This is a genomic window from Kitasatospora sp. NRRL B-11411 (assembly GCF_000721345.1).
Taxonomy (GTDB): domain Bacteria; phylum Actinomycetota; class Actinomycetes; order Streptomycetales; family Streptomycetaceae; genus Kitasatospora; species Kitasatospora cineracea.
The window spans coordinates 1-22830 of record NZ_JOGH01000064.1; the positions used below are offsets into that span (position 1 = coordinate 1).

General features: G+C 76.4%; 23 protein-coding genes and 1 pseudogene. 13 read left to right on the forward strand and 11 right to left on the reverse strand.

The window, feature by feature from the left end:
* A partial coding sequence (locus IH44_RS0124865) for a TIGR03084 family metal-binding protein (RefSeq protein WP_030461935.1) occupies nt 1-501 on the forward strand: 501 nt, incomplete at its 5' end.
* Nucleotides 502-691: 190 nt separating this feature from the next.
* On the forward strand, nt 692-2296 hold the full coding sequence (locus tag IH44_RS49465; RefSeq protein WP_198545033.1) for a multicopper oxidase family protein: 1605 nt from the start codon (nt 692-694) through the stop codon (nt 2294-2296).
* A gap of 68 nt (nt 2297-2364) precedes the next feature.
* On the opposite strand, the gene IH44_RS0124875 is transcribed toward IH44_RS49465, so the two are convergent.
* A complete protein-coding gene (locus IH44_RS0124875) occupies nt 2365-3093 on the reverse strand; it encodes an SDR family oxidoreductase (protein WP_030461937.1) in 729 nt (242 codons plus the stop codon).
* Nucleotides 3094-3138: 45 nt separating this feature from the next.
* On the opposite strand from IH44_RS0124875, the gene IH44_RS43050 reads away from it, so the two are divergent.
* Nucleotides 3139-3612: a hypothetical protein gene (locus IH44_RS43050; protein ID WP_051817282.1), complete on the forward strand. Its 474-nt coding sequence runs from the start codon at nt 3139-3141 to the stop codon at nt 3610-3612.
* A 3-nt stretch (nt 3613-3615) separates the two neighbouring features.
* Here IH44_RS43050 and IH44_RS0124885 read toward each other — a convergent pair whose 3' ends face one another.
* Nucleotides 3616-4983 (reverse strand): hypothetical protein, encoded by a 1368-nt coding sequence (locus tag IH44_RS0124885; RefSeq protein WP_063759677.1) that lies wholly within the window; start codon nt 4981-4983, stop codon nt 3616-3618.
* Entirely contained in the window at nt 4973-7378 is a 2406-nt protein-coding gene (locus IH44_RS49470; RefSeq protein WP_035956290.1) for a hypothetical protein, read from the reverse strand. The genes IH44_RS0124885 and IH44_RS49470 overlap by 11 nt, the downstream gene beginning before the upstream one ends.
* 136 nt (nt 7379-7514) lie before the next feature.
* Between IH44_RS49470 and IH44_RS0124895 the strand changes: the two genes are divergently transcribed.
* Nucleotides 7515-9938, forward strand: coding sequence for an excinuclease ABC subunit UvrA (locus IH44_RS0124895; RefSeq protein WP_035956292.1), 2424 nt, complete (start codon nt 7515-7517; stop codon nt 9936-9938).
* A gap of 255 nt (nt 9939-10193) precedes the next feature.
* On the forward strand, nt 10194-11045 hold the full coding sequence (locus IH44_RS0124900; RefSeq protein WP_030461942.1) for a hypothetical protein: 852 nt from the start codon (nt 10194-10196) through the stop codon (nt 11043-11045).
* A 49-nt stretch (nt 11046-11094) separates the two neighbouring features.
* Here the strand turns inward: IH44_RS0124900 and IH44_RS0124905 are convergent, their stop codons facing one another.
* From IH44_RS0124905 to IH44_RS0124915, 3 genes are all read right to left on the reverse strand, one after another.
* A complete protein-coding gene (locus IH44_RS0124905; RefSeq protein ID WP_030461943.1) occupies nt 11095-11457 on the reverse strand; it encodes a MerR family transcriptional regulator in 363 nt (120 codons plus the stop codon).
* Between the two features lie 11 nt (nt 11458-11468).
* Nucleotides 11469-12173 carry an NPCBM/NEW2 domain-containing protein gene (locus IH44_RS0124910; RefSeq protein WP_157852455.1) on the reverse strand — a complete coding sequence of 235 codons (705 nt, stop codon included), beginning with the start codon at nt 12171-12173 and terminating at the stop codon, nt 11469-11471.
* A gap of 108 nt (nt 12174-12281) precedes the next feature.
* Nucleotides 12282-13334 (reverse strand): NADP-dependent oxidoreductase, encoded by a 1053-nt coding sequence (locus IH44_RS0124915; protein WP_030461945.1) that lies wholly within the window; start codon nt 13332-13334, stop codon nt 12282-12284.
* A gap of 65 nt (nt 13335-13399) precedes the next feature.
* Between IH44_RS0124915 and IH44_RS0124920 the strand changes: the two are divergent.
* Nucleotides 13400-13957 (forward strand): annotated as a pseudogene (locus IH44_RS0124920) (GNAT family N-acetyltransferase); the annotation flags it as partial.
* 28 nt (nt 13958-13985) lie between these two features.
* Here the strand turns inward: IH44_RS0124920 and IH44_RS0124925 are convergent.
* Nucleotides 13986-14318, reverse strand: a complete 333-nt coding sequence (locus tag IH44_RS0124925) for a helix-turn-helix domain-containing protein (RefSeq protein ID WP_030461947.1) — start codon at nt 14316-14318, stop codon at nt 13986-13988.
* 96 nt (nt 14319-14414) lie between these two features.
* Here IH44_RS0124925 and IH44_RS0124930 point away from each other — a divergent pair, with 96 nt between their 5' ends.
* Nucleotides 14415-15056, forward strand: a complete 642-nt coding sequence (locus IH44_RS0124930; RefSeq protein WP_030461948.1) for an NAD(P)-dependent oxidoreductase — start codon at nt 14415-14417, stop codon at nt 15054-15056.
* A 163-nt stretch (nt 15057-15219) separates the two neighbouring features.
* Nucleotides 15220-15465: a hypothetical protein gene (locus IH44_RS0124935; protein ID WP_030461949.1), complete on the forward strand. Its 246-nt coding sequence runs from the start codon at nt 15220-15222 to the stop codon at nt 15463-15465.
* Between the two features lie 18 nt (nt 15466-15483).
* On the opposite strand, the gene IH44_RS0124940 is transcribed toward IH44_RS0124935, so the two are convergent.
* The gene (locus IH44_RS0124940; RefSeq protein WP_030461950.1) at nt 15484-16113 is read right to left on the reverse strand and encodes a TetR/AcrR family transcriptional regulator; all 630 of its coding nucleotides are present in this window, start codon (nt 16111-16113) and stop codon (nt 15484-15486) included.
* 110 nt (nt 16114-16223) lie between these two features.
* Between IH44_RS0124940 and IH44_RS0124945 the strand changes: the two genes are divergently transcribed.
* The 5 genes from IH44_RS0124945 to IH44_RS0124960 all read left to right on the forward strand — a co-directional run bounded on the left by IH44_RS0124945 (nt 16224) and on the right by IH44_RS0124960 (nt 20101).
* Nucleotides 16224-17273, forward strand: coding sequence for a zinc-binding alcohol dehydrogenase family protein (locus tag IH44_RS0124945; RefSeq protein ID WP_030461951.1), 1050 nt, complete (start codon nt 16224-16226; stop codon nt 17271-17273).
* A gap of 170 nt (nt 17274-17443) precedes the next feature.
* A complete protein-coding gene (locus IH44_RS0124950) occupies nt 17444-18001 on the forward strand; it encodes a DinB family protein (protein ID WP_030461952.1) in 558 nt (185 codons plus the stop codon).
* 64 nt (nt 18002-18065) lie between these two features.
* The gene (locus tag IH44_RS49765) at nt 18066-18140 is read left to right on the forward strand and encodes a putative leader peptide (RefSeq protein WP_354644872.1); all 75 of its coding nucleotides are present in this window, start codon (nt 18066-18068) and stop codon (nt 18138-18140) included.
* Between the two features lie 122 nt (nt 18141-18262).
* Complete coding sequence (locus IH44_RS0124955) at nt 18263-19279, forward strand: isopenicillin N synthase family oxygenase (RefSeq protein ID WP_030461953.1); 1017 nt, start codon at nt 18263-18265, stop codon at nt 19277-19279.
* Between the two features lie 108 nt (nt 19280-19387).
* Nucleotides 19388-20101, forward strand: coding sequence for a MerR family transcriptional regulator (locus tag IH44_RS0124960; protein ID WP_030461954.1), 714 nt, complete (start codon nt 19388-19390; stop codon nt 20099-20101).
* Nucleotides 20102-20145: 44 nt separating this feature from the next.
* Here IH44_RS0124960 and IH44_RS0124965 read toward each other — a convergent pair whose 3' ends face one another.
* The 3 genes from IH44_RS0124965 to IH44_RS0124975 form a co-directional block, all read right to left on the reverse strand.
* Nucleotides 20146-21213 (reverse strand): T3SS effector HopA1 family protein, encoded by a 1068-nt coding sequence (locus IH44_RS0124965; RefSeq protein WP_051817283.1) that lies wholly within the window; start codon nt 21211-21213, stop codon nt 20146-20148.
* Nucleotides 21213-22349, reverse strand: a complete 1137-nt coding sequence (gene lxmK, locus IH44_RS0124970; RefSeq protein WP_030461956.1) for a class V lanthionine synthetase subunit LxmK — start codon at nt 22347-22349, stop codon at nt 21213-21215. The genes IH44_RS0124965 and lxmK overlap by 1 nt, the downstream gene beginning before the upstream one ends.
* Before the next feature lie 124 nt (nt 22350-22473).
* Nucleotides 22474-22659, reverse strand: a complete 186-nt coding sequence (locus IH44_RS0124975; RefSeq protein ID WP_030461957.1) for an LxmA leader domain family RiPP — start codon at nt 22657-22659, stop codon at nt 22474-22476.
* Nucleotides 22660-22830: the final 171 nt, after the last annotated feature.

A 22830-nucleotide genomic window follows, 5' to 3' on the forward strand; every position in this document is an offset into this window, starting at 1 on the left:
GGGCGGTGGCGGGCGGGGCGGGCGGAGGTCGCGGAGGCGCTGGCGGGGGTGTCGCCGGAGGTGCGGGTGCCGTGGTTCGGGCCGCCGATGAAGGCGCGGTCGATGCTGACGGCGCGGCTGATGGAAACCTGGGCGCACGGGCAGGACATCGCGGACGGGCTCGGAGTGGAACGCGTCCCGACCGACCGCCTGCGGCACGTCGCGCACCTCGGGGTGCGGACCGTCGGCTTCGCGTTCACCGCGCACGGGCGGCCCGCGCCGGAGGTGCCGATCAGGTTCGAACTGCTTTCCCCCGGCGGGGAGTTGTGGTGCTGGGGGCCGGAGGACGCGACCGACCGGGTGAGCGGACCGGCACTGGACTTCTGCCTGCTGGTCACCCAGCGCCGGCACCGCGACGACCTGTCACTGACGGCGGAGGGCGCCACCGCGCGGGCCTGGCTGCCGATCGCCCAGGCGTTCGCCGGTCCGCCCGGGGAGGGGCGGAAGCCGCTGCGGGGGTGAGGCCGGGGGCGGGGCCGGCCGCCGACCGGGCGTCGACTCTTACGTCGAACGCGGCTCGTGCGTGGCCGAGTTGGGCGCTCCCGGGGCGCGAGCCCGCGGTCACCGAGTGGCCGTAGCAACGATGTTCGAGTGCGGGCCTGCGGTGCGGCGGGCTCGGCGACTCGTCCGGTTTGGCATAGATTGCCCGGCTATGGGAGACAGTGGCTCGATCAGCCGGCGGACAGTGCTCAGGGCGGCCGCCGTCGCCGGTCTCACGGCGGTGGCGGGAACGGCCGGGGCGGGGACGGGGGTCGCGGCGGCGGGGATCACGGCGGCGGGAGGGTTCCCGCAGCCGGTGACGGTGCGACGGCGGCCGGTGCCGGGGCGGGTGCCGTCGGTGCTGGAGCAGGTGCTGGACGTCCGGTTCGCCGAGGTCGAGGTGCCGGGGCACGGGCGGATCACCACCCGCGCCTACAACGGGGCGCTGCCGGGGCCGACGCTGCGGGTGCGGGCCGGGGACACCCTGCTGCTCACGCACGTCAACGGGCTGCCGCCGAACCCGGCCGGGTCCGACCACGGGCCCCGGATGCCGCACCGCCCCAACAGCTTCAACCTGCACACCCACGGGATGCACGTCTCCCCGTCCGGTCACGCCGACAACGTGCTGCGGGAGTTCGCGCCGCGCGCGGCGGCGGGCGACCCGGAGCCGCACTACCGCACGGTGGTGCACGTCCCGGCCGACCACCCCGCCGGGACGTACTGGTACCACCCGCACCTGCACGGCTCGACCGCCGAGCAGCTCGCGGGCGGCCTGGCGGGGGTGATCGTGGTGGAGGGGGACGTCGACGAGGTGCCGGAGATCCGGGCCGCCGCCGACGTGGTGGTCTGCGTCAACGAGTTGAAGCTGCGCGACGGCCGGGTGCCCGCGTTCACCTCCGGAGCCTGGCTGACCGGGGTGCCGTCGGTGTTCACCGTCAACGGCGCGGTCAACCCGGTGCTGGCGCTGCGGCCCGGCGAGGTGCAGCGGTGGCGGCTGGTCGGGGCCACCGCGTTCACCGCACTGAAGCTTCGACTCACCGGACCGGCAGGTGAGTTGACCATGCACCGGATCGCCCAGGACGGGGTGACGCTGCCCGCGCCGGTGGCCGCGGGAACGGTGGAACTGGTGATGGGCAACCGGGTGGACGTCCTGGTCCGGGGCGGCGCGCCCGGGCGGTACGAGCTGCGGGCCGAGCGGGTGCCGGAACCGCTGCTGACCGTCGAGGTGGCGGGCGCGCCGGTCGACCCGCCGATGGGCCTGCCGGCCGCGCTGCCGCCGGGCCGCCCGCCCCTCGACGAGCGGGACGTGACCGGCCCGGACCGGGAGGTGGTCTTCCACGTCGACCCCGGGGTCTTCCCGCAGCCGTTCCCGGACGCCTTCCGGGTCCTGGGCAGCCACCCCACCCCGCCCGCCCGCCCCGGCGGCGACCTGCGCCACGACCCGGCGTACGGCCTGTACGACCCCGACTACGTCAACCACCTGCTCCCGCTGGGCCGCACCGAACGCTGGACGGTGCGCACCGGCGAGACCTCCCCCGGCTTCAACCACCCCTTCCACCTGCACACCAACCCGTTCCTGGTCACCCACCGGAACGGCGTCCGGCTGGACCCGCCGGTCTGGCACGACACCGTCGGCCTGGCGGGCGGGCACCCCGGCGAGTCGGTGACCTTCCTGGTCCGCTACGAGGACTTCACCGGCCGGGCCATCGCACACTGCCACCAACTGCACCACGAGGACCTCGGCATGATGCAGACCGTGGAGTACGTGGCGGGTTGAGCGCGGTCGGCGTCAACCTGATGCACAGTCGATCCCCGCCTTGGGCAACCGGTTTCAGGGCGCGGCTGTTACAGCTGTTCGAACTGGAAGGAGCGGATGAAGCAGTCCCGGGGCTGGGCGAGGGCGAACAGGACGCAGTCCGTCACCGACTGGGTGGTGAGCGGGTCGGCGGCGGTGCGGGGCGCGGTGTGCCAGGAGGGTGCGAGCGGGTCGGCGTCGGTGAAGTCGGGCGGGTAGAGCGAGATCACCCGGATGCCCTCGGGGCGCAGACGGGCCGAGAGCACGTCGGCGAAGCCCGCCTGGGCGGCCTTCGCGGCGTAGAAGGCGGGATGGGCGGCGGAGCGGTGGTTGCGCGGCTCGGCGACCGAGGAGACCAGGTTGACCACGTCGGCGGCGGCGGAGGCGCGCAGCAGCGGCAGCAGGTGACGGGTGATCAGGACGGTGCCGGTGGCGGCGGAGGCGATGGTGTCGGCGACCGCGGTGTCGTCGGCGTCCAGCAGGTCGGCGCCGTGCAGGTAGCGGGCCCCGTTGTTGACCAGGACGTCGACCCGGTCGGTGCGGGCGGCGACCGCGGCGGCGAAGGACCGCACCGAGGCGGGGTCGGCCAGGTCGCAGGCCAGGCCCTCGGCGTTCGCGCCGCTGTCGGCGGCGACCTCCGCGGCGACCTCGCGGGCCGTCTCCGCGCTCCGCGCGGCCAGCAGCAGGCGGGCCCCGAGCCGCCCGGCCCGCAGCGCGAGCGCGCGGCCGGTGCCGCGGCCGGCGCCGGTGATGACCAGGGTGCGGTCCGCCAGTTCCATCGGGGCCTCCGTCGGTGGGCGTCTCCTACGGGGGAAGATACCGGGGTGGACGGGAGGGGCGAGGTGGCGGGTTGGGGTGCGGAGGTCGCGGTGCTGTGCGGTTGTGGGGCGTGGGGGCGGCGGGAGGTCGGGCAGGTGGTGCGGGGTGGGCGGTTGGGGTGGGACGCCGAGTTCCGGTGCGGGGCGTGCGGGGACGGCGGCTGCCTGGGGTTCGGCGGGGAGGACGCGCCGGACTGGGTCCGCGGGCCGCTGTTGGAGCGGTACGGGCCGGTGCTGGTGCGGCTGGTCGGGCCGGGGGCGGACCGGGGCGCGGTGCTGCGGGTGCTGCGGGCGGCCTGGCCGGTGACGCTGCCGCAGGCGGCGGGGCTGTTGCGGCAGTTGGCGGGGGACGGGCTGGCGGGGACGCCCGCGGAGGCGGCCTGGCTGTGCGGGCGGCTGGCCGAGCGGGGGGTGGCGGCGGAGGCCGTGCCGGGGCAGGACGTGGCCGGGGCCGGTCGGCCGTGGGGGCTGCCCGGGTAGGGGTCAGTCCTCGGGGTCGGTGGGGCGGCGGCGGTTGGTGGTGCGGGTGAAGGCGCCGGTGGTGACGCGGGCGGCGAGGGTGTCGTCGGGGCCGGAGAGGAGGGAGCCGTAGCCGGTGGCGGCCCAGAGGCTGCGGTCGGCGGGGACTTCGAAGTAGGGGACGGTGCGGCCCTGGTCGCGGACGGCGAGGACCTGGGGGGAGCGGCGGGCCTTGAGGGCCTGGGCGCAGTCCTCGCAGACGGCGACGTCGACGCGTTCGCGGCGGCCGAGCGGGCGCCAGGTGGTGCGGCGGGCGGCGGTGCCGTGGCGGGGGTCGAAGAAGCAGAGCGGGAGCCGGGGCTCGGTGGCGAGCGCGGCGCGGCCCTCGGCGACCAGGGCGAGGACGCCCGCCAGGTCGGGGAGGCCGTCGGCGGCATCCAGGACCCGTCCGGCCGCGTCGTAGGCGTCCAGGGCGCGGCCGAGGCCGGGGGTGGTGCTGCCGTCGGCGCCGTCCAGGAGGGTGCCGAGGGCGAGCACCTCGTCGGCGGCCTGGCGGCGCAGGCCGGCCTCGTCGGCGGCCCGGTCGGCGGCGAACACCGCGTCGGGGAAGGTGAAGGCGGTGTGGCGGGGGCGGCGGCGGCTGCGGGCGACCAGGGCGGCGCCGATCACCAGGGCGAGCACCAGGACGGCGGCGAGGGCGAACAGGCCGGTGGAGGACGAGGAGGAGCCGGGGGCGCCGGCGGTGTCGTCGGTGTGCGGGCGGGCCGAGTACTCGCGGTCGACCCGGGCGGCCTCGGCCTTGTAGACCTCGGTGCCCTTGCCGGTGCTGATCAGTTCGATCGCCCGGCCGACCTTGGCGGCCAGGCCGGCGTCCTTGAGTTCCTTGAGCAGGCTGACGGCGTTGGCCGAGTCTCGGACCTGGTGGGTGTCGGAGGGCCACTCGTAGCCGTTCAGCCAGCTGCCGTAGTCGTCGCTGGTGATCATGATCAGCGGTGACTGGCCGAGGCGCTCCTGCACCACGGCGGACAGCCCCTTGGCGCGGCCCCCGAAGGCGTCGCCCTGCTGCAGCGGCACCAGCACCACCTTGATCGGCAGTCCGGTGGCGGCGATCTGCTCGGCGATCTGCTGCTGCTGGGCGGGGGTGACGGCGGCGGCGAAGGCCGGGTCGACGTACACCGGGGAGGTCTTGAGCGCCGCGGCGATGCTCTCGCCGGTCGCCGTGGTGGCGGGGGTGGCGTCGGCGCGGGCCGGGGCGCCGGTGCCGAGCAGGGCGGCGCAGGCCAGCAGCAGGGCGGCCAGCAGGCCCGGCAGCAGGCGGTGGCGCGGGGCGGCGGACGCGGCGGGCGCGGCGGGCGCGGCGGGCGCGGCGATGGTGGTGCGGTCACTGGACACTGGCGGACTCCCTGGCCCTGAGGACGAGTGCGTCGAGGTTCTCGAGCGCGGCGGGCAGGACCTGGCCGGACCGGTCCCAGACGGTGGCCTCGGTGCGGCCGTCCGCGCCGGGCACCCGGAGCAGCAGTTTGTCGGCCTCGGCGCGGCGGGCGGTCCGGTCGGCGGCGGGGCGGTTGGCGCCGCCGCGCTGGAGGGCGTCCCGACAGTCGGTGCACAGGCGGGCGGTGCCGGTGCCGAGGTCGACGACGGGGAACCAGGACGGGACCTTGCCGCCGTCGGCCGCGCCGTGCAGCGGGTTGAGCCGGCACAGCCGGGCCTCCCGGCTGCCGTGCAGGGCGTCGAACCCGGCCCGGGCGAGGGCGGTGGCGGCGGCCAGGTCGGACGGGTCGGCGGTGCGGCCGCCGTCCTCGCCGAGCAGGAGTTCGGCGGCGTCCAGGCAGTCCCAGGCGCGGGTCCGGCCGGGGGCGTCCTGGTCGGCGGCGGCGAGCCGGACGGCCAGCGCCCGGGTGTCCTCGGCGGCCCAGGCCCGCAGTTGGCGGGCGGACGGCTGGGCGGCGGTGCGCCGGGGGCCGGTGGCGGCGTGCTGCGGGGTCGGGTCGGCGGCCAGGACGCGCCGGGAGCGGACCACCGCCCGGGTGACGGCGATCGCGGCCCAGGCGAGCAGCAGCAGGACGCCGTACAGCATGAAGCCGAGCATCAGGCCGGGGCCGAAGTCGCTGCTGAACAGCGGCGGGAGCTTGTTGCTGCGCAGTTCGGGCAGGGCGGTGGGGCCGTTGCCGTAGGCCGGTTCGCCGGTCGGCTGGGCGGCGGCCACGGTGTCCAGGACGCTGTTCAGCCGGTCCGGGATGCGCAGGTCGTCGGAGGCGGTGCTGCGGTCGGGGTAGCGCAGGTCGGCGCGCCGGAAGCGGGTGGGGGCGTCGGTGCCGGCCGGGCCGAACTCGGCGAGTTCGAAGTAGCCGCCCACCGGGTCGACCTGCACGTACACGCCGTCCCGGCCGGTGCGCTGGTGCACCTGGGCGAGCAGGGTGGTGCTGCTGCCGCCGCTCTCGTCGTCGCTGTCGGACCCGGTGAACAGCAGGTACACCGGGGTCTTGGCGGCCAGCTCGGCCGTCCGCTGCCGGACGGCGGCCAGTTGGGCGGGCGTCAGCGCGGTCGGGGCGGAGGGGTCCTGGTAGATCCCGTCGGCGGCGAGCGCGGCGGCGGCCTCGGTGGTGCGGGCGTCCAGGTCGGCCTGGGTGACGGTGAGGTCGGGGTCGTCGAGGGTCTGCGGGAAGACCTTGGGGGCGGCGAGCACCACGCCGAGCACGGCGGCGACCGTGGCCAGCAGGGTCACCACGAGCACGGTGCGGCGCAGCGGCGCGGGGGCGGGCTGCCCGGCCTTCTTCTCGGGGTTCTTCGCGACGGTGCTCTTCGCGGGGCTCTTGGCGGTGGGGCCCTTGGCGGCGGGGCCCTTGGCGGCGGGGTTCTTGGCCTTGGCGAGGGCGACGGCCGGCTGCTTGCCCAGGTCGACGGCCCCGGGCCGGCGCGCGGCGGGGGCCGGTTCGGTGGGGCGCGGGAGGCCGCGGCGGCGGGAGAGCCGCAGGCCGAGGGCGAGCAGCAGGCCGGGGAGCACCACGACGGCCAGGCCGAGCGTCAGGTTCTGGTTCTGCCGGTCGGTGGCGGAGATGTACGTCCGGGGGAGGTCGCCGTGGTCCCGGTACACCGCCTCGACCTCGGCGGCGACCCGGTCCTTGCCCTGGACGACCTTGTCGGCGAAGACGGTGAACCCGGCCAGCGGCCCGGCGTCGTACGGGGTGACGTGGTTGGCGATCCGGGCGGCGTCCTCGGCGGGGAGGTCGACGCCGAACGTGGAGACGGTCAGGCCGCCGTACTTCTGCACCAGCACGTACAGGCCGTCGGCGCCGAGCCGGTCGTGCACCTGGGCGAGCAGCGTCCGGTCGGCGTCGGGCAGCACCAGCACGTAGGTGGGGACGCCGGTCCGGCGGGCGACGGCGGCGAACTCCGGGCCGAGCGAGCGGGGCACCTGGCGCGGCTGGTCGGCGGAGATGTAGACCGGGTCCTTGCGCAGCTCGGCGGCCAACCGCTCGGCCTGGGTGGCCTCGGCGGGCAGCAGCCCGGCCGCGGAGCCGGCGGCGGGTGCAGTCGCGGCGGGCGCGGAGGCGGCGGGCGCGGAGCCGGCAGGCGCGGAGGCAGCGGGCGCGGAGGCGGAGCCGGAGGCAGCGGGCGCGGCGGGCGCGGTCGCGGCGGTGGGCCCGGCGGTCGGGTCGGCGGCGGTCGCCGGGGCGGCGGCGGTGAGCAGCGCCAGCACGGCCAGGGCGGCGGCGGCCAGCGGGGTTCCCGGGGCCACCGGCGTGGCCGACCGGCTCCGGTCCGCCGTCCGCTTCTGTGTCCGCATGGGTGCCTCCCGGGTGGTTCGGCCGGTCACTTTACCCGCGCTTTATGGTGACGAGAACCGCTGCCCGTCGGTTCCCGGTGGTTGGATCGGGGCCGCGGGGTCGCCACGGGCGCCGCCGGACGGAGGGACGAGGACGATGAGCGGCACGGCGGCGGCGAGCGGTGCGGACGGGCGGCACCCGGCGGACAGCCACGACCTGATCCGGGTGCACGGGGCCCGGGTGAACAACCTGAAGGACGTCAGCGTGGAACTGCCCAAGCGCAGGCTGACGGTGTTCACCGGGGTGTCCGGCTCGGGCAAGAGCTCGCTGGTGTTCGGGACGGTCGCGGCGGAGTCGCAGCGGCTGATCAACGAGACGTACAGCGCCTTCGTGCAGGGCTTCATGCCGTCGCTGAGCCGCCCCGAGGTGGACGTGCTGGACGGCCTGACCACCGCGATCGTCGTCGACCAGCAGCGGATGGGCGCCGACCCGCGCTCGACGGTGGGCACCGCGACGGACGCCAACGCGATGCTGCGGATCCTGTTCAGCCGGCTCGGCGACCCGTACCTCGGGCCGCCGCCCGCGTTCTCCTTCAACGTGCCGACGGTGTCCGGCGCGGGCGCGATCACGGTGGAGCGCGGCGAGGGCACGACGACCGAGGAGCGGACGTTCGGGCGGACCGGCGGGATGTGCCCGCGCTGCGAGGGGCGGGGCAGCGTCTCGGACATCGACCTGGGGCAGCTGTACGACGGCGCGAAGTCGCTGAACGAGGGCGCGCTGACCATCCCCGGCTACAAGCCCGGCGGCTGGAACTACCGGCTGTACACCGAGTCCGGCCTGGTCGACCCGGACAAGGCGATCGACGCGTACGGCGAGCAGGAGCGGCACGACTTCCTGTACCGGGAACCGGTCCGGATGAAGATCGCCGGCATCAACATGACCTACGAGGGCCTGGTGCTGCGGATCCGGAAGTCCATGCTGGCCAAGGACCGGGCCGCCCTCCAGCCGCACGTCCGCGAGTTCGTGGACCGGGCCGTCGCCTTCGCCACCTGCCCCGAGTGCGACGGCACCCGGCTCGGTCCGGGCGCCCGCGCCTCCAAGATCAGGGGCGTCTCGATCGCCGACGCCTGCGCCCTGCAGATCAGCGATCTCGCCGCCTGGGTGCGGGAGTTGGACGAGCCGACGGTGGCCCCGCTGCTGGCCTCGCTGCGCCAGCTGCTGGACTCGTTCACCGCGATCGGCCTCGGCTACCTGTCGCTGGACCGCCCGGCCGGGACGCTGTCCGGCGGCGAGGCGCAGCGGGTGAAGATGATCCGGCACCTGGGCTCCTCGCTGACCGACGTCACGTACGTCTTCGACGAGCCGACCACCGGCCTGCACCCGCACGACATCCAGCGGATGAACGGGCTGCTGCGGCAGCTGCGCGACAAGGGCAACACGGTGCTGGTGGTGGAGCACAAGCCGGAGACCATCGAGATCGCCGACCACGTGGTCGACCTCGGCCCGGGGGCCGGCTCGGCGGGCGGCGAGGTGTGCTTCGAGGGCACCGTGGCCGGGCTGCGGGCCAGCGGCACCGTCACCGGCCGGCACTTCGACGACCGGGCCGCGCTCAAGCCCGAAGTCCGCACCCCCACCGGCGTGTTGGAGATCCGCGGGGCCGACGCGCACAACCTGCGCAAGGTCGACGTGGACGTGCCGCTGGGCGTGCTGGCGGTGGTGACGGGCGTGGCGGGCTCCGGGAAGAGCTCGCTGGTGCACGGCTCGCTGGTCAGCGGGAAGGCGCTGGCGGGCGGGGTGCCGGAGGGCGTGGTGGCGATCGACCAGAGCCCGATCCGGGGCTCGCGGCGCTCCAACCCGGCCACCTACTCGGGCCTGCTGGAGCCGATCCGCAAGGCCTTCGCCAAGGCGAACGGGGTGAAGCCCGCCCTGTTCAGCGCCAACTCGGAGGGCGCCTGCCCGGCCTGCAACGGCGCGGGCGTGGTCTACACCGACCTGGGCATGATGGCCGGGGTGGCGACGGTCTGCGAGGAGTGCGAGGGCAGGCGCTTCCAGGCCGCGGTGCTGGAGTACCGGCTCGGCGGCCGGAACATCGCCGAGGTGCTGGCGATGTCCGTCGACGCGGCCCAGGAGTTCTTCGGCGCCGGCGAGGCCCGCACGCCCGCCGCGCACACCGTCCTCAAGCGGCTCTCCGACGTCGGCCTCGGCTACCTGACGCTCGGCCAGCCGCTCACCACGCTCTCCGGCGGCGAGCGCCAACGCCTCAAGCTGGCCGCGCAGATGGCCGAGAAGGGCGGCGTGTACGTGCTGGACGAGCCGACCGCCGGACTGCACCTGGCCGACGTCGAACAGCTGCTCGGCCTGCTGGACCGGCTGGTCGACTCCGGCAAGTCGGTGATCGTGGTCGAGCACCACCAGGCGGTGATGGCGCACGCCGACTGGATCATCGACCTCGGCCCGGGCGCCGGCCACGACGGCGGCCGGATCGTCTTCGAGGGCACCCCCGCCGCGCTGGTCGCCGACGGCAGCACGCTGACCGGCCGTCACCTCGCCGCGTACGTCGGGGCGCGCGCCGACGCCTGACCGGGCGTCACTGATCGGGCGTCACCGAACGGGAGTCACCGAACGGGAGTCACCGACCGTCGCCGCCGGACCACGGAAACGCAGGTCACGGCGACGGTCGGCCACCGGGCCGATCCCTTCCGTGACCCTCCATCACTCCCCCGCATCGCCTCGGCAAAGTTTTCGTCCCGGGCGGAAAATCCCCACGACAGCGCGACGGCTCCGCCCCAGAATGTCCGTGATCTTCACGGGGCACGGCCGAGTACGGGGGAGCGCATGACCACGGAAATCCCGCTGACGGAACTGGACGCCACGCGGTGGGAGGGGCTGGAGACCGCGCACTGGTCCAGCCCCGCGACGATGGTGCCGCGGGTGCTGCACCGGCTGGCCGCCGCCGGGCCCGACGGCGGCCGCCCCGAGGACTGCGAACTGCTGTACTGCCTGATCCCCGAACCCGGGCGGCCCGTCCCGTCCGCAACCCCCGTCGCCCTGCCGTTCCTGCTCGCACTGGCCGCCGACCCCGCCACCGGCGCCGCCCGCGGACCGCTCACCGCCCTGCTGGCCCGCCTGCTGACCGCCGCCCCCGACCTGCCCGAACGGCACCGCTCCCGGGCCCTGCCGCTGCTCACCGACCCGGACCCGGCGGTCCGCCGCGCCGCCCTGCCGCTCGCCCCCGACCCAGGCTGCCTGCTCGGCCTGTGGCGCACCGAGACCGACCCGTCCGTCCGGCTCTCCCTGCTGCTCGCGCTGGCCGGCACCGCCACCACCGGCGCCCGCGCCGTCCTCGCCGAGACCCTCACCGAGGACCACCCCGCGCTGTACGTCGCCGCCGTGCACGCCTCCGCCGGCCACGACCCCGACCTGCCGGTCCGCCACCTCGACCGGCTGCTCACCCTGCTCACCGACCCCGCGCTGCGCCCCCGCTTCGACGACGTCTGGTACCCGGCGCACCGCCCCGGCCCGCTGACCCGCGAGCACCTGCTCTGGTCCGTGTACGGGCTGCTGGCGCACCGCCCCGACCTGCAGTCCGCCTACCCCGGCCACCTGCTCGCCGCGGCCGACCGCACCGGCGACGAGGCGCTGCGCCGGGAGGCCGTCCTGCTGGCCCGGTACCACGGCGGATCCTGACCGACCGTCAGCCGATCCCCGCCCCGGCACCGCGGCGCCTGACGGCCGCTCACCCCGCGGCCGGACCGGCGGCGTGCGCGAGCGCGGCCCGCAGCCGGGTGAGCCGGGCGATCTCGGCGTCCAGCGCGGCGAGGCGGCGCCGGACCACCGGCCCGCCGGAGGCACCCGCGCAGCGGCGGGCCGGGTCGGCGGCCAGCAGGTCGAAGGACTCGGCGTGGCCGCGCAGGTCCTCGATGGTCAGCCCGAGGGAGAGCAGGGTGCGGATCACCCGGACCCGGGCCACGTCCGTACTGTCGTAGCAGCGCTGTCCGCTGGTGCTGCGGGCGGGCGGCGGCAGCAGACCGCGCTGCTCGTACAGGCGCAGCGCCCTGGGCGTGGCTCCGGCGGCGGCTGCCGCGTCCCCGATCCGCATCCGCACGCTCCTCAGGACAGGGTCGCGCCCGAGAAGACCACCGTGGGCCCCTCGATGCCGTTGGACGACCTCGGGGCGGTGCAGGTGATCGCCAGCCGCAGGGCGCCGGTGACGTCCACGTCGATCGGCGTCGTCCTGCCGAGCGAGAGGTGGACGAACTGCAGGCGCTTCCCGTCGGCCTCGATCGAGACGTCGGTCTCCATGTTCCGGGAGCTGTCGTCCAGCCCGAGGAGACCGGTGAGCTTCCGGTAGCCGCGGCCGAGGTTGTAGTACGTCCGGACGCCGCCCGCGTTGGCGTAGGACACCGCCGTCACCGCGTCGTCCTGGGACTTGCCGTCGAGCGTCGCCTGGTGGGCGCTCAGCGGGTTGAAGCTCTCCGGGAGCACCGGCACGTCCCGCAGGAGCACCGCCCCGGACGGGCCTCCCGAAGCGGACGCCGAGGAGCCGCCGGCACCCTGCGGGGCCGCGGTGACCGTGGCCGTCGCGGTGACCGTGGTCACCGGGCCGGGCACGGCCACCGTGGTCGTGGCGTTCGGCGCGACCGGGGACGGCACGCCGGCGGCCGGCAGGACGAAGAAGCCGAGCACCAGGCCGAGCAGGGCCGTTCCGGCCGAGATCAGGCTCGCCACGCCGTTCATCGCCTCGGGCCAGCGCGTCGGCGCGGGAGTCGGCCGCGCCTCCGGCGGGTCGGTCGGTGGTGGTGGCACAGTGCTCATGAGTCCCCCTTCGCCATCGACCGTGACAACGCCTCCCCGGTCGGTACCCATTCCCCGGACCTGCCGTCAACTACCTTCAGGGTCAACGGTTTGCCCAAGGAGGTGGCCTCAGCTCGGGGCCTCGCCCAGTTCCACCAGCACCGTGCCGAAGTACCGGCCCTCGGCCATCTCCTGGAAGGCCTGCGGGGCCCGTTCCAGGCCGCTCACCCGGACGTGCGGGAAGGCGATCCGGCCCTCCCGCAGCCACTCGCCGAAGCGGGGCCGCCACGCGGCCTCCGCCTCGGCCTGACCGGCGCTCCCGCAGCCGATCAACTGAACGCCCTTGATGATGAGTTGGAAGGCGTCCAGGCGCAGTGGGGGGTGCGCGGACGGGGTGTCGCCGAGCTGTCCGGAGAGCACGCCGACCAGGGCGGCGCGGGCGCCGGGGCGGGTGGCGGCGAGGGCCGCCTCGGCCTGGTGGCCGCCGACGTTGTCGATCAGCAGGTCGATGCCGTCGGGCGCGGCCTCGGCGAGTTGCCGGGCGAAGCGCTCGGCGCGGCCGGGCCCGTCGCCCGTCCGCTCGTCCACCAGCACGGCGTCGTAGCCGAGTTCGCGCAGCCGCTCGGCCTTGGCCGGGGAGCCGGTGGTGCCGATGACGGTGCCCGCGCCGAGCAGCCGGGCGGTCTGGCCGGCCAGGGTGCCGACGCCTCCGGCCGCGCCGGTGACCAGCACGGTGTCGCCGGGGCGGACCGGCGCGGTGCGGGTGAGCACCCCGTAGCCGACCGAGCCGGGCGCGAGGTGGGCCGCCGGATCGGCCAACTCATCGACCAGCGGGGTGAGTTCGGCCAGGTCGGCCACCGCGTACTCGCGCCAGCCCCGGGAGTGGACGACCAGGTCGCCGGGACGCAGCCCGCTGCCCGCCGGGGCGTCGACCACCTCGGCGACGGCCGGCCCGAACAGGGTGTCGCCGGGTTCGATCGGCGGGAACGGCGTGCCCGGCGGGGTGTCGCCGAGCAGCGTCGCCAGCCCGGCGAACAGCAGGAACCACCGGTTGCGCAGCAGGACTTGACCCGCCGCGGGCTTCGGGGCGGGCGTCTCGACCACCACCAGGTCGGCGGCGACCGGACGGCCCTGCGGGCGGCGGGCGAGGTGGATCTCGCGGACGGTTTCGGGCACGCTCATGGACGGCTCCTCGGGGAGTACCGGACGGCAGGTGCCGGAAAGCTAGCCCTTGACCCGCGGGTCAGGGTCAAGCACGTCGGCGCGCGTCGCGCCGACTGCGCGGAGGGGAGCGGGAGATGGACGGGCGGGTGCGGGTGCGGACGGGGCGGCCGCCGGACGCGGCCGGGCTGGTGCGGCTGGCCGGGCAGGTCGAGCAGTGGTTCGGGCCGATGGTCGGCGAACCGGGCTTCCACGCCGCCGTGGAGCGCCAACTCGCCTGCGGCCAGGCCCTGGTGGCCGTCGGTGGGGCCGGGCTGCTGGGCGGTCTGCTGGTCGGCCGGCGGCCGCCGGTCTGCCACCTGCACTGGCTGGTGGTGGACGCCGCCGCCCGCGGCCTGGGCATCGGTCGGGCCCTGGTCGCCGAGGCGCTGGCCCGCTGCCCGGCGGAGGTGCGGACGGTGGAGGTGGTGACGTTCGGTGCGGACCATCCGGGCGCGACGGCCGGCGGCGCCCGGGTCTTCTACGAGCGGCTGGGCTTCTCCCCCGCCGAGCCCGCGGCCCCGGGGCCGGAGGGCGGTTCCCGGCAGGTGTACCGCCGCGAGCTCCGCCCCGATGATTCTGCAAACCCATTGGTACACAAGTGAATTGACGAACCGTCAGCAGACGGGCGGGTCAGTTCTCGGCGAGGTGGGCGCGGGCCCAGTCGCAGGCGGTGTCGAGGACGTCGAGCAGGGAGGTGCCGAGGGCGGTGAGGGCGTACTCGACGTGCGGAGGGTTGCCGCCGTGGTCGGTGCGGGTGAGCCAGTGGTCGCGCTCCATGGCGCGGAGCGTCTCGGTGAGGACCTTCGGGCTGACGCCGCGCAGCCGGGCCTTGAGTTCGGTGAAGCGGTGCGGGCCGTCCTGGAGGCAGCGCAGCACCAGGCCGGACCACTTGTCGCCGATCCGGATCGGCGAGCTGCGCGCGCAGTGTGGGTCGAACACGACGGCGTCCCGGGGAATGGCCATGCACCGACGATAGCCGCCGTCGGGGCCGGTTCCGTTGCAGTAACCGGGGGTGCCCGTCCTACCGTCTGCGGCGTCGGTACGGACCGAGGAGGACGCATGGCGAGGATCGTGGTTTTCGGCGCGGGCGGGCGGGTCGGCCGGGCAGCCGTCGCGGAGGCGGTGCGGCGCGGGCACGCCGTCACGGCGGTGGTGCGCGACCCCGACCGACACCCGGAGCTGGCCGCGGCGGCGGGGGTCGCGGTGGTGCGGGGCGACGCGACCGATCCGGTGGCGGTGGCCGCGGCGGCGGCCGGGCACGACGCGGCGGTCAACGCCACGGCGCGGCTCGACGTCCCGTCCGTCGAGCACTTCACCGCCGCCGCGCGGGCCCTGCTGGACGGCCTGGGCCGGGCGGGGGTGGGCCGGCTGCTGGTGCTGGGGATCGCCACCACGCTGGAGACCGCGCCGGGCGTGCGGATCATGGACGATCCGCAGTTCCCGGCCGAGTACCGGGCGTTCTCGCAGGGCCACGTCGCCGAGTTCGAGCTGCTGGCCGCGGAGGCGGGCCCGCTGGACTGGCTGATGGTCGTGCCGCCGATGGACCTGACCCCGGACGCACCGGCCACCGGCCGGTACACCAGCGCGGTCGGCACCGTCACCGGCACCGGCCGGATCTCGCACGCCGACCTGGCCGTCGCCCTGCTGGAGGAGATCGAGTCCCCGCGCCACCACGCCGTCCAGCTCGCCGTCTCGCACTGACGGCCCACCGGGCACGGCGGAACGGCCGGACGCGGCGGAACGGCCGGGCACGGCGGGCGCGGCGCATCGGCCGGACGCGGCGGAACGGCCGGGCGGATTGCGCGGCGGCCGGACGGGTAGCCGGGAGGCCGGGACCGCACATCCCGAGCCCGAGGAGGCACCGATGACCGCACGCCGCGACCCCGCACCCGAGGACCGGAACGCGGACCGCAGCACGGACCGGCGGAGCGGCGAGGGCGACCGCCGGTACGGGGACCGGGCCGCCGACGTCCGGCCGACCCGCGAGCCGGACCCGGACGTCCGCGGCCCGCAGGAGGGGTACGACGCGACCGCCGACGCCGCCCGCCGCACCGGCGCACCCGCCCCGGCCGACCGGGACCCGCACCCGGAACAGCCGGAGCGCCCGTGAGCGCGGCCCGGCGGCCGGTCAGGCCCCGGCTGCCGCTCCGGCGAGGAGGAGGGCGATCGCGTCGTCGACGAGGGCCTCGCCCTGGGCGGGCGTGATCCGGCGGGAGGTGACGAGTGCCGAGGCGCCCTGGACGGTCGCGGACAGGAGGAGGGAGAGCCGGCCGACGTCGGACGCCGGGTAGGCGCCCGACGCGACGCCCGCGGCCATGAGGTCGGCCAGGGCGGCGAACAGGCGCTCCGCGGCGCCGCTCACCGCCGCGGAGGGCTCTTCGGCCTTCGTCGTGAACATCAGGTCGAGCAGCGCCGGTTCCCGGACGGCGAACTCCACGTACGCCCGGGCCGCCGCACGCAGGGTGCGCACCTGGTCGTGGGCGGCGTCGGGGGTGCGGTCGGGGGCGAGGTCGTCGCGGGCCCGGGCGGCGGCCCGGCGGATCTCGTCGGCGAGGCGCAGGAAGCCGCGTTCCGCGAGCGCGTCGAGCAGGGCGCCCCGGTCGGGGAAGTGGCTGCGCGGGGCGCCGTGGCTGACGCCGGCCTCGCGGGCCAGTTCGCGGAGGGAGAGCGCGTCGAGTCCGCGCTCGCGGAGCACCTTCTCCGCCTGTTCGAGCAGCACGGCGCGGAGGTTGCCGTGGTGGAAGGGCCGGTGGGACATGGCCTCATCCTACTCAAAACTAGTCATTGACTAGTTTCTAGGCACTGCCTAGTCTCTGGGTGTCGGACACCGACGTACCGGACCGCCAACTCCAGGGAGCAGGGCCCCAGATGACCCACCCGAACACCGCGCTGTGGCTGCTGAAGCGGAGCGCGCCCTTCACCGTCGGCCCCGCGCCCTACACGCCCCCGGCGGCGGGCGAGGTCGTCGTCCGGGTGCGGGCGGTCGCCGTGAACCCGATCGACGGCCTCCCGGGCTTCCTGTACCGCCTGGCGCTGCCCTGGCTGGCCTTCCCCGCCGTCGTGGGCTCGGACGTCGCGGGCGAGGTCGTCGAGACGGGCCCGGGCGTGACCCGGCTGCGCCCGGGGGACCGCGTCCTCGGGCACGCGTTCGGCGTCGACGAGTCCCGCAACCGCCCGGCCGAGAGCGCCTTCCAGCACTACACCGTGCTCCTGGAGCACATGGTCGCCCCGCTGCCCGACACGCTCCCCTTCTCCCGGGCGGCCGTGCTCCCGCTGGCCCTCTCGACCGCCGCCACCGGCCTGTTCCAGCAGGACCACCTCGGCCTCGCGCTGCCCTCCGCCCGGCCCGCCGACCGTGGGGAGACGGTGCTGGTCTGGGGCGGCGCGACGAGCGTCGGGAGCAACGCGATCCAGCTCGCCCGCAATGCCGGCTACCGGGTGGTGGCCACCGCCTCGCCGGCCGGCTTCGACCACGTCCGCGCCCTGGGCGCCGCGCACGCCGTCGACCGCACCGCCCCCGACGCCGTCGAGCGGGTCCTGGAACTGCTCGACGGCGGCCCGCTCGCGGGCACCCTGGCGATCGGGGCCGGTTCGCTGCGCCGGACGGTCCCGATCGCGGCCCGCGCGACGGGCAGCGGGCGGATCGCCTCCACCCAGCCCGCGGTCCTCGTCCGCCTCCCGGCCCTGCGCGCGCGCCGACGCGGCGTCCGGGTCAGCGGCGTCTGGGGCGGCACCCTGAAGGACAACGAGGTCGGGCCCGCCGTCTACACCGGCTTCCTGCCGGCCGCGCTGGCCACCGGCGCCTACCGGGCCGCACCGGACGCCGCCGTCGTCGGCCACGGCCTCGACCGGATCCCCGACGCCCTGCGGGAGTTGAAGCGCGGAGTGCACGCGAAGAAGCTGGTGGTGACGCTGTGAAACCCGCGCGGCCCGCGCCGGTCCCGGTCCCCGGGCCCGCCCCCGCGACGGATCCCGGGCCCGCCCCCGCGACGGATCCCGGGCCCGCCCCCGCGACGGCTCCCGGCGCTCCCGGCGCGTCCGGCGCGTCCGGTCCGGGCGCTGTCACAGGCAGCTGACAGGCTGGCCCGATGAGTGAACCCACCACCTCGCCGCAGAACTTCTCGCCCGCCTGGGCCGGCACCGCGGGCCGGGCCGATCCGCCGCTGGTCGGCGACGAGCGGGAGATCCTGCTCTCCTACCTGGAGTTCCACCGCGAGACCTTCGCGCTGAAGTGCGCGGGCGTCCCGACCGAGCGGCTGTCGGAGTTCCTGGTGCCACCGTCCGGGCTGACCCTGCACGGGCTGGTCCGGCACCTGGCGGGGGTCGAGCAGTGGTGGCTGCAGATCCAGTTCGCCGGGGACGAGTCCCGGCCGCTGGTGTACTACTCGGACGACGACCCCGAGCAGGACTTCGAACGCCTCGACGGGGACTTCGACCAGGCCCTGGCCACCTGGCGCGCCCAGGTCGAGACCTCCCGCCGGATCGTCGCCGAGGCGCCCTCGCTGGACGCCACCGGCACCCACAAGGCCACCGGGCAGCCGGTGTCGCTGCGCCGCATCCTGGTGCACCTGCTCGCCGAGTACGCCCGCCACAACGGGCACGCGGACCTGCTGCGCGAACGGATCGACGGAGCCACCGGGTACTGACGGGCCCCGCGGCGCCGCCGGTGCCGTCCGGGGGCTTCCGGGCGGGGGGTTGTAGCCTGGGGGGGTGCTCCTACTCGTCAGCCGTCGCCACGTGGACCTGCTCCGCGTCACGAGCATGTCCTGTCGACGCTCCGGCTGACCTCACCCCTCCCCTCCGGCCCCCGCCCTCCCCCACCGGGACGCGCGGGCCCCCGTCTCCCCGGCCCGTCCGGCGTGATCCGCCGTCCCCGCCGGGGTCTTCACCACCGCGGACGCACCCCCATGACGCAGCAGCACCCCACCTCCCTCCCCGTCATCGACCTCTCGCTCGCCGACGGCACCCCCGCCGACCGGGAACGCCTGCACCGCGACCTGCGCGCGGCCGCCACCGGCGTCGGCTTCTTCCAGCTCACCGGGCACGGCGTCACCCCCGCCGAGACCGCCGCGCTGACCTCCGCGATGCGGGCCTTCTTCGCCCTCCCCGAGGCCGACCGGCTGGCGGTCAGCAACCTCAACTCCCCGCACTTCCGCGGCTACACCCGCACCGGCGACGAGCGCACCGGCGGCCGCCGCGACTGGCGCGACCAGCTCGACATCGGCCCCGAACTGCCGCCGCACGTCCCGGCCCCCGGCGAGCCCGCCTACTGGTGGCTGGAGGGACCCAACCAGTGGCCCGCCGCCCTGCCCGGGCTGCGCACCGCCGCCCTGCACTGGATCGACCGCCTCGACGGCGTCGGCCGCCGCCTGCTGCACGAGCTGCTCGCCTCGATCGGCGCCCGCCCCGACTTCTACGACGACGCCTTCGCCCCGCACCCCCACCTGCACCTCAAGCTGGTCCGTTACCCGGGCAGCGCCCCCGACGGCCCCCCGCAGGGCGTCGGCACCCACAAGGACTACGGCTTCATCACCCTGCTCCTCCAGGACACCGTCGGCGGCCTCCAGGTCGAACGCCCCGACGGCACCTTCCTGGACGTCCCCCCGCTGGACGGCGCCTTCGTCGTCAATCTCGGCGAGCTGCTGGAGGTCGCCACCGACGGCTACCTCAAGGCCACCTCCCACCGCGTGCTCTCCCCGCCCGGCGCCCGCGAGCGCTTCTCCGTCCCGTTCTTCTACAACCCGCGCCTGGACGCCCACATCACCCCGCTCGACTTCCCGCACGCCCACCACGCCCCCGGCATCACCCGGGACCCCACCAACCCGCTGCACGCCGAGTTCGGCACCAACGAGCTGAAGGGCTACAGCCGCGCCCACCCCGAGGTCACCCGCCGCCACCACGCCGAACTGCTCACCAGCGGCTGACCGGACCCCGCTCGGCCCGCGCCGGCCGTCCCCGGGTGTCCTGGTGCGGGGGCGGCGGCGGGTGCGACACTGCCGGTGTCACAGTGGGGTCTGGGTGAGGGGTCGGGTGTGGTCGACGGGCCGCGGTGGACGGTGGAGGAGCTGGCGGACCGGGCCGGGGTGACGGTGCGGACGCTGCGGTTCTACGGGGCGAAGGGGCTGCTGCCGCCGCCGGAGCTGGGGGCCCGGCGGGTGGGGTGGTACGGGGCGGAGCACCTGGGGCGGCTGGAGCTGATCGAGGAGTTGCAGCGGCAGGGGCTGACGCTGGCCGCGATCGACCGCTACCTGGCGCAACTTCCGCAGGACATCGGCGAGTTGGACCTGGCGATCCACCGGGCGCTGGTGGCGTCCTGGACGCCGGAGTCGGCCGAGGAGGCGAGCCGGGAGCAGGTGGAGCGGCGCGCCGGGCGGGCGCTGTCGGACGCGGACCTGGACTCGCTGGCGGCGATGGGCGCGCTGCACCGCACCGGCGACCCGGACGTGTTCAAGGTCGACCCGGGCCTGCTGCCGCTGGGGGTGCGGGTGCTGGACGTGCCGATCCCGCTGGAGACGCTGTTGGCGGCCCGGGCGGTGGTGCGGCTGCACAGCCGGGCGACGGCGCACGACCTGCACCGGCTGTTCCGGGACACCGTGTGGCGCCCGTACCGGGAGAGCGGCCCGGCGCCCGCGGAGCTGGAGCGGATGCGGGAGCTGACCGACCGGATCCAGCCGATGGTGGTGCAGGCGCTGGTGACGGCGTTCCAGCGCTCGCTGGCGGAGGAGCTGGCCCGCCCGGCGGAGTGAGGCCGCCGGGCGGGGCGGTCGACGGGGGCCGCCGGCGGGGGCGGTCAGCGGTTGCGCTCGGGCGCGTCCGGGCGGATGCCGGCCCGGTGCATGGCCCGGGCGACGGCCTCGGCCCTGGTGCCGGCGCCGGGGTCGCGGTGGTGGTCGAGCAGGCCGTCGGCGACGGCGGCGGCCCGGTGCTGGCCGAAGCTGAGGCCGCGGCGGCCCGGCCGCGGGTCGGCGGGCTCCCAGGCGAGGGCCGTGCCGGGGGCCAGCGGGGCGGTGAACACCGAGGCGGCCGGGGCGAGTTCGCCGCCCCGGAGGCCGGCCGTGGCGGCCACCACGGTGTGCGCGGCAGCGGCCTGCCCGGCGCCGAGGTAGACCACCATGGCGTCCCGCCGGGGGTAGTGCCGGGGCTCCGAGAGGATCTTGGCCTGGTAGCGGACGCCGTCCGCCTCCAGCGCGCCGAGCACCGCCGTCCAGACCGCCTCGGCCGCCTCCGGCCGGGCCACGTGCAGGTAGACCCGGAGCAGCCCGCCGGCCGGCTGCGCGCCGCCCGCCGAGCCGTGCACCAGCAGGAAGCCGGGCGACAGCCAGGGGCGCAGCGCCGGGACGTCGGCCAGCACGGTGCTGCCCGCCGCCAGCACGGTGCCGCCCTCGGCCGCCGGGTCGGAGGCGTTGACGGCGTTGACGGCGTTGACGGCGTTGACGGCGGCGACTGCGGTGACGGCGGTGACCGGGACGGCCAGCCGGACGCCGCCGTGCGCGACCACCACGGCCGGGAGCTCCCCGGGGACGGCCGGGGCGGGGCCGACCACGGTGGCGGTGACCCGGGTGCGCCGGTGCGGGACGGCCCGCATCAGCGTGCGTTCGAGGTCGCCGCCGCCGCGCGGGCGGCCGGGCCGCCGGGCGTCCGGCGGGGGCGGCACGATGCCCGCGTGCCAGGACTCGTACAGGGCGTCGCGCAGCACGGTGCGGGCGTGCTCCGGCCGTTCCAGGTCGAAGCTGCGCTCGCCGACCGCGACCGTGCCGGGGGTGAGGACGACGGTGTCGAGCAGGTCGGCCACCGGTCCGGCCAGCGGGGGGAGGCCGGCCGGGGGCGGGAGGGGCGCGGTCGTGGTCGGGGCGGGCATCAGGGGGCCTCCGTGAGTCCGATCGCGGCGGCGGAGCGCTGCGGGGCGAGGATCAGGGTCCGGCCGATGCCGGCCTGGGCCCGGTCGAGGGGGTGCAGCCGGTTGGCGTGCCGGGCGCCGGCCAGGATCCGGTCGAACAGGTGCCAGCCGGCCAGCGCGGCGACCCGGTGCAGGTCGACGGGGGCGGGGGCGTGCGCCCGGTAGCCGGCCAGGACGGCCCGCACGGTGGGCCGGATGCCCTCCAGGGCGAGCCGGCCCTGCCGCATGATCGCGGCGTGCGCGGCCCGCGGGTCGTCGAGCGCGGGGTCCTCGTCCAGGCCGGTGGCCAGGCGGCGGACCGCGCGGTGCACGAACTCGCCGGTCAGGCTGCCCAGGTCGCGTTCGGGCGGGGCGAGCCGGAACTCCTCCCAGTCGGTGAGGTGCAGCCGGCCGTCGTGCCGCAGGAACTGGTCGAGCCGCAGGTCGCCGTGGCTGGGCACCCGGACGGGCGTCCCGGCGTCGCCGTGCAGCAGGGTGCGGACGGCGGCGGCGAGTTCGGTGTCGTGCTGGAGCAGCGCCCAGAGTTCGAGTTCGGCGGCGCTGGCGGCCTGCCAGGCCTTCTCGCTGAGGAAGTCCAGGAAGCCCAGCCGGGACGGGCCGGCCGGCGGCCCGGGCTCCTCGTCGGGCTCGGCGTCGGCGTCGTCGGGGCGGGGCAGGGCGTGCACCTCGGCGAGGGTGCGGCCCAGGGCGCGGGCCAGGTCGGCGGGGAGTTCCCCGTCGGGGGCCAGGTCGCAGAGCGGTTCGGCGCCGTCCAGGTGGGCGAAGACCACCAGTGCGGTGTCGGCCCGCACGCCGAGCAGTTCGGGGGTGTCCCAGCCGAGCGGGGCGCCGTCCTGCCGGGCCCGGGCCAGCACCCGGTCGAACCGGGCCATCCGGGCCAGCCGCTGCGGCACGTCGCGGCCGCCGAGCCGTTTGACGAACACCCGGCCGCCGCCGGTGGTGGGGCCGAACCAGTTGTCGTTGCGGCCCTGGTAGGCCCCGGCCTGCTCCTCCAGCAGGGCGCCCAGTCCGAGCTCGGCGAGCAGGTCGGCGACCTCCGGCGCGGCGGCGAGCGGCGGCGGTTCCAGGACGGTGCGGCCGGTGGCCGGAGCGGGCATCGCGGGTCTTCCCCTCGGGTCGGGCGGCGTCACGGACAGAGTGGCGCGGCTGGTGGCCGCGCCGGGCGGAACGGTGCCGCACACCCGCGGCGGTGTGCGGCACCGTGTTCGCCCCGGCGCGGGATCAGGCCAGGTAGCAGGGGATGCTGGTGACCGAGGTCTCCGGGGTGAGGATCGTCAGACCGGTCTCGGTCATGGTGATGGTGCCGATGATCTGCGGGGCGGCACCGGCCGCGACCAGCTCCTCGGGCGCGGTGTAGGTGCTGTAGCCGGCCAGCAGCTCGTCAGTGGCGAACAGGTCGTCCTGCACGGGGTCCTCCGATGGGACTCGTCGGTCGGCGTCGCGGTCGCGGCGCCGGGGCCGATCCTGGCCGGGGGCGGGCGGCGGGCGGATCCGGGAATCCCGCAGTCCGGCCGCGGGCCGGGGAGTGCGGGAAACCACGATGCGGCGGGGCGGCGGCGGGCCGCAGGATCGAGCGCA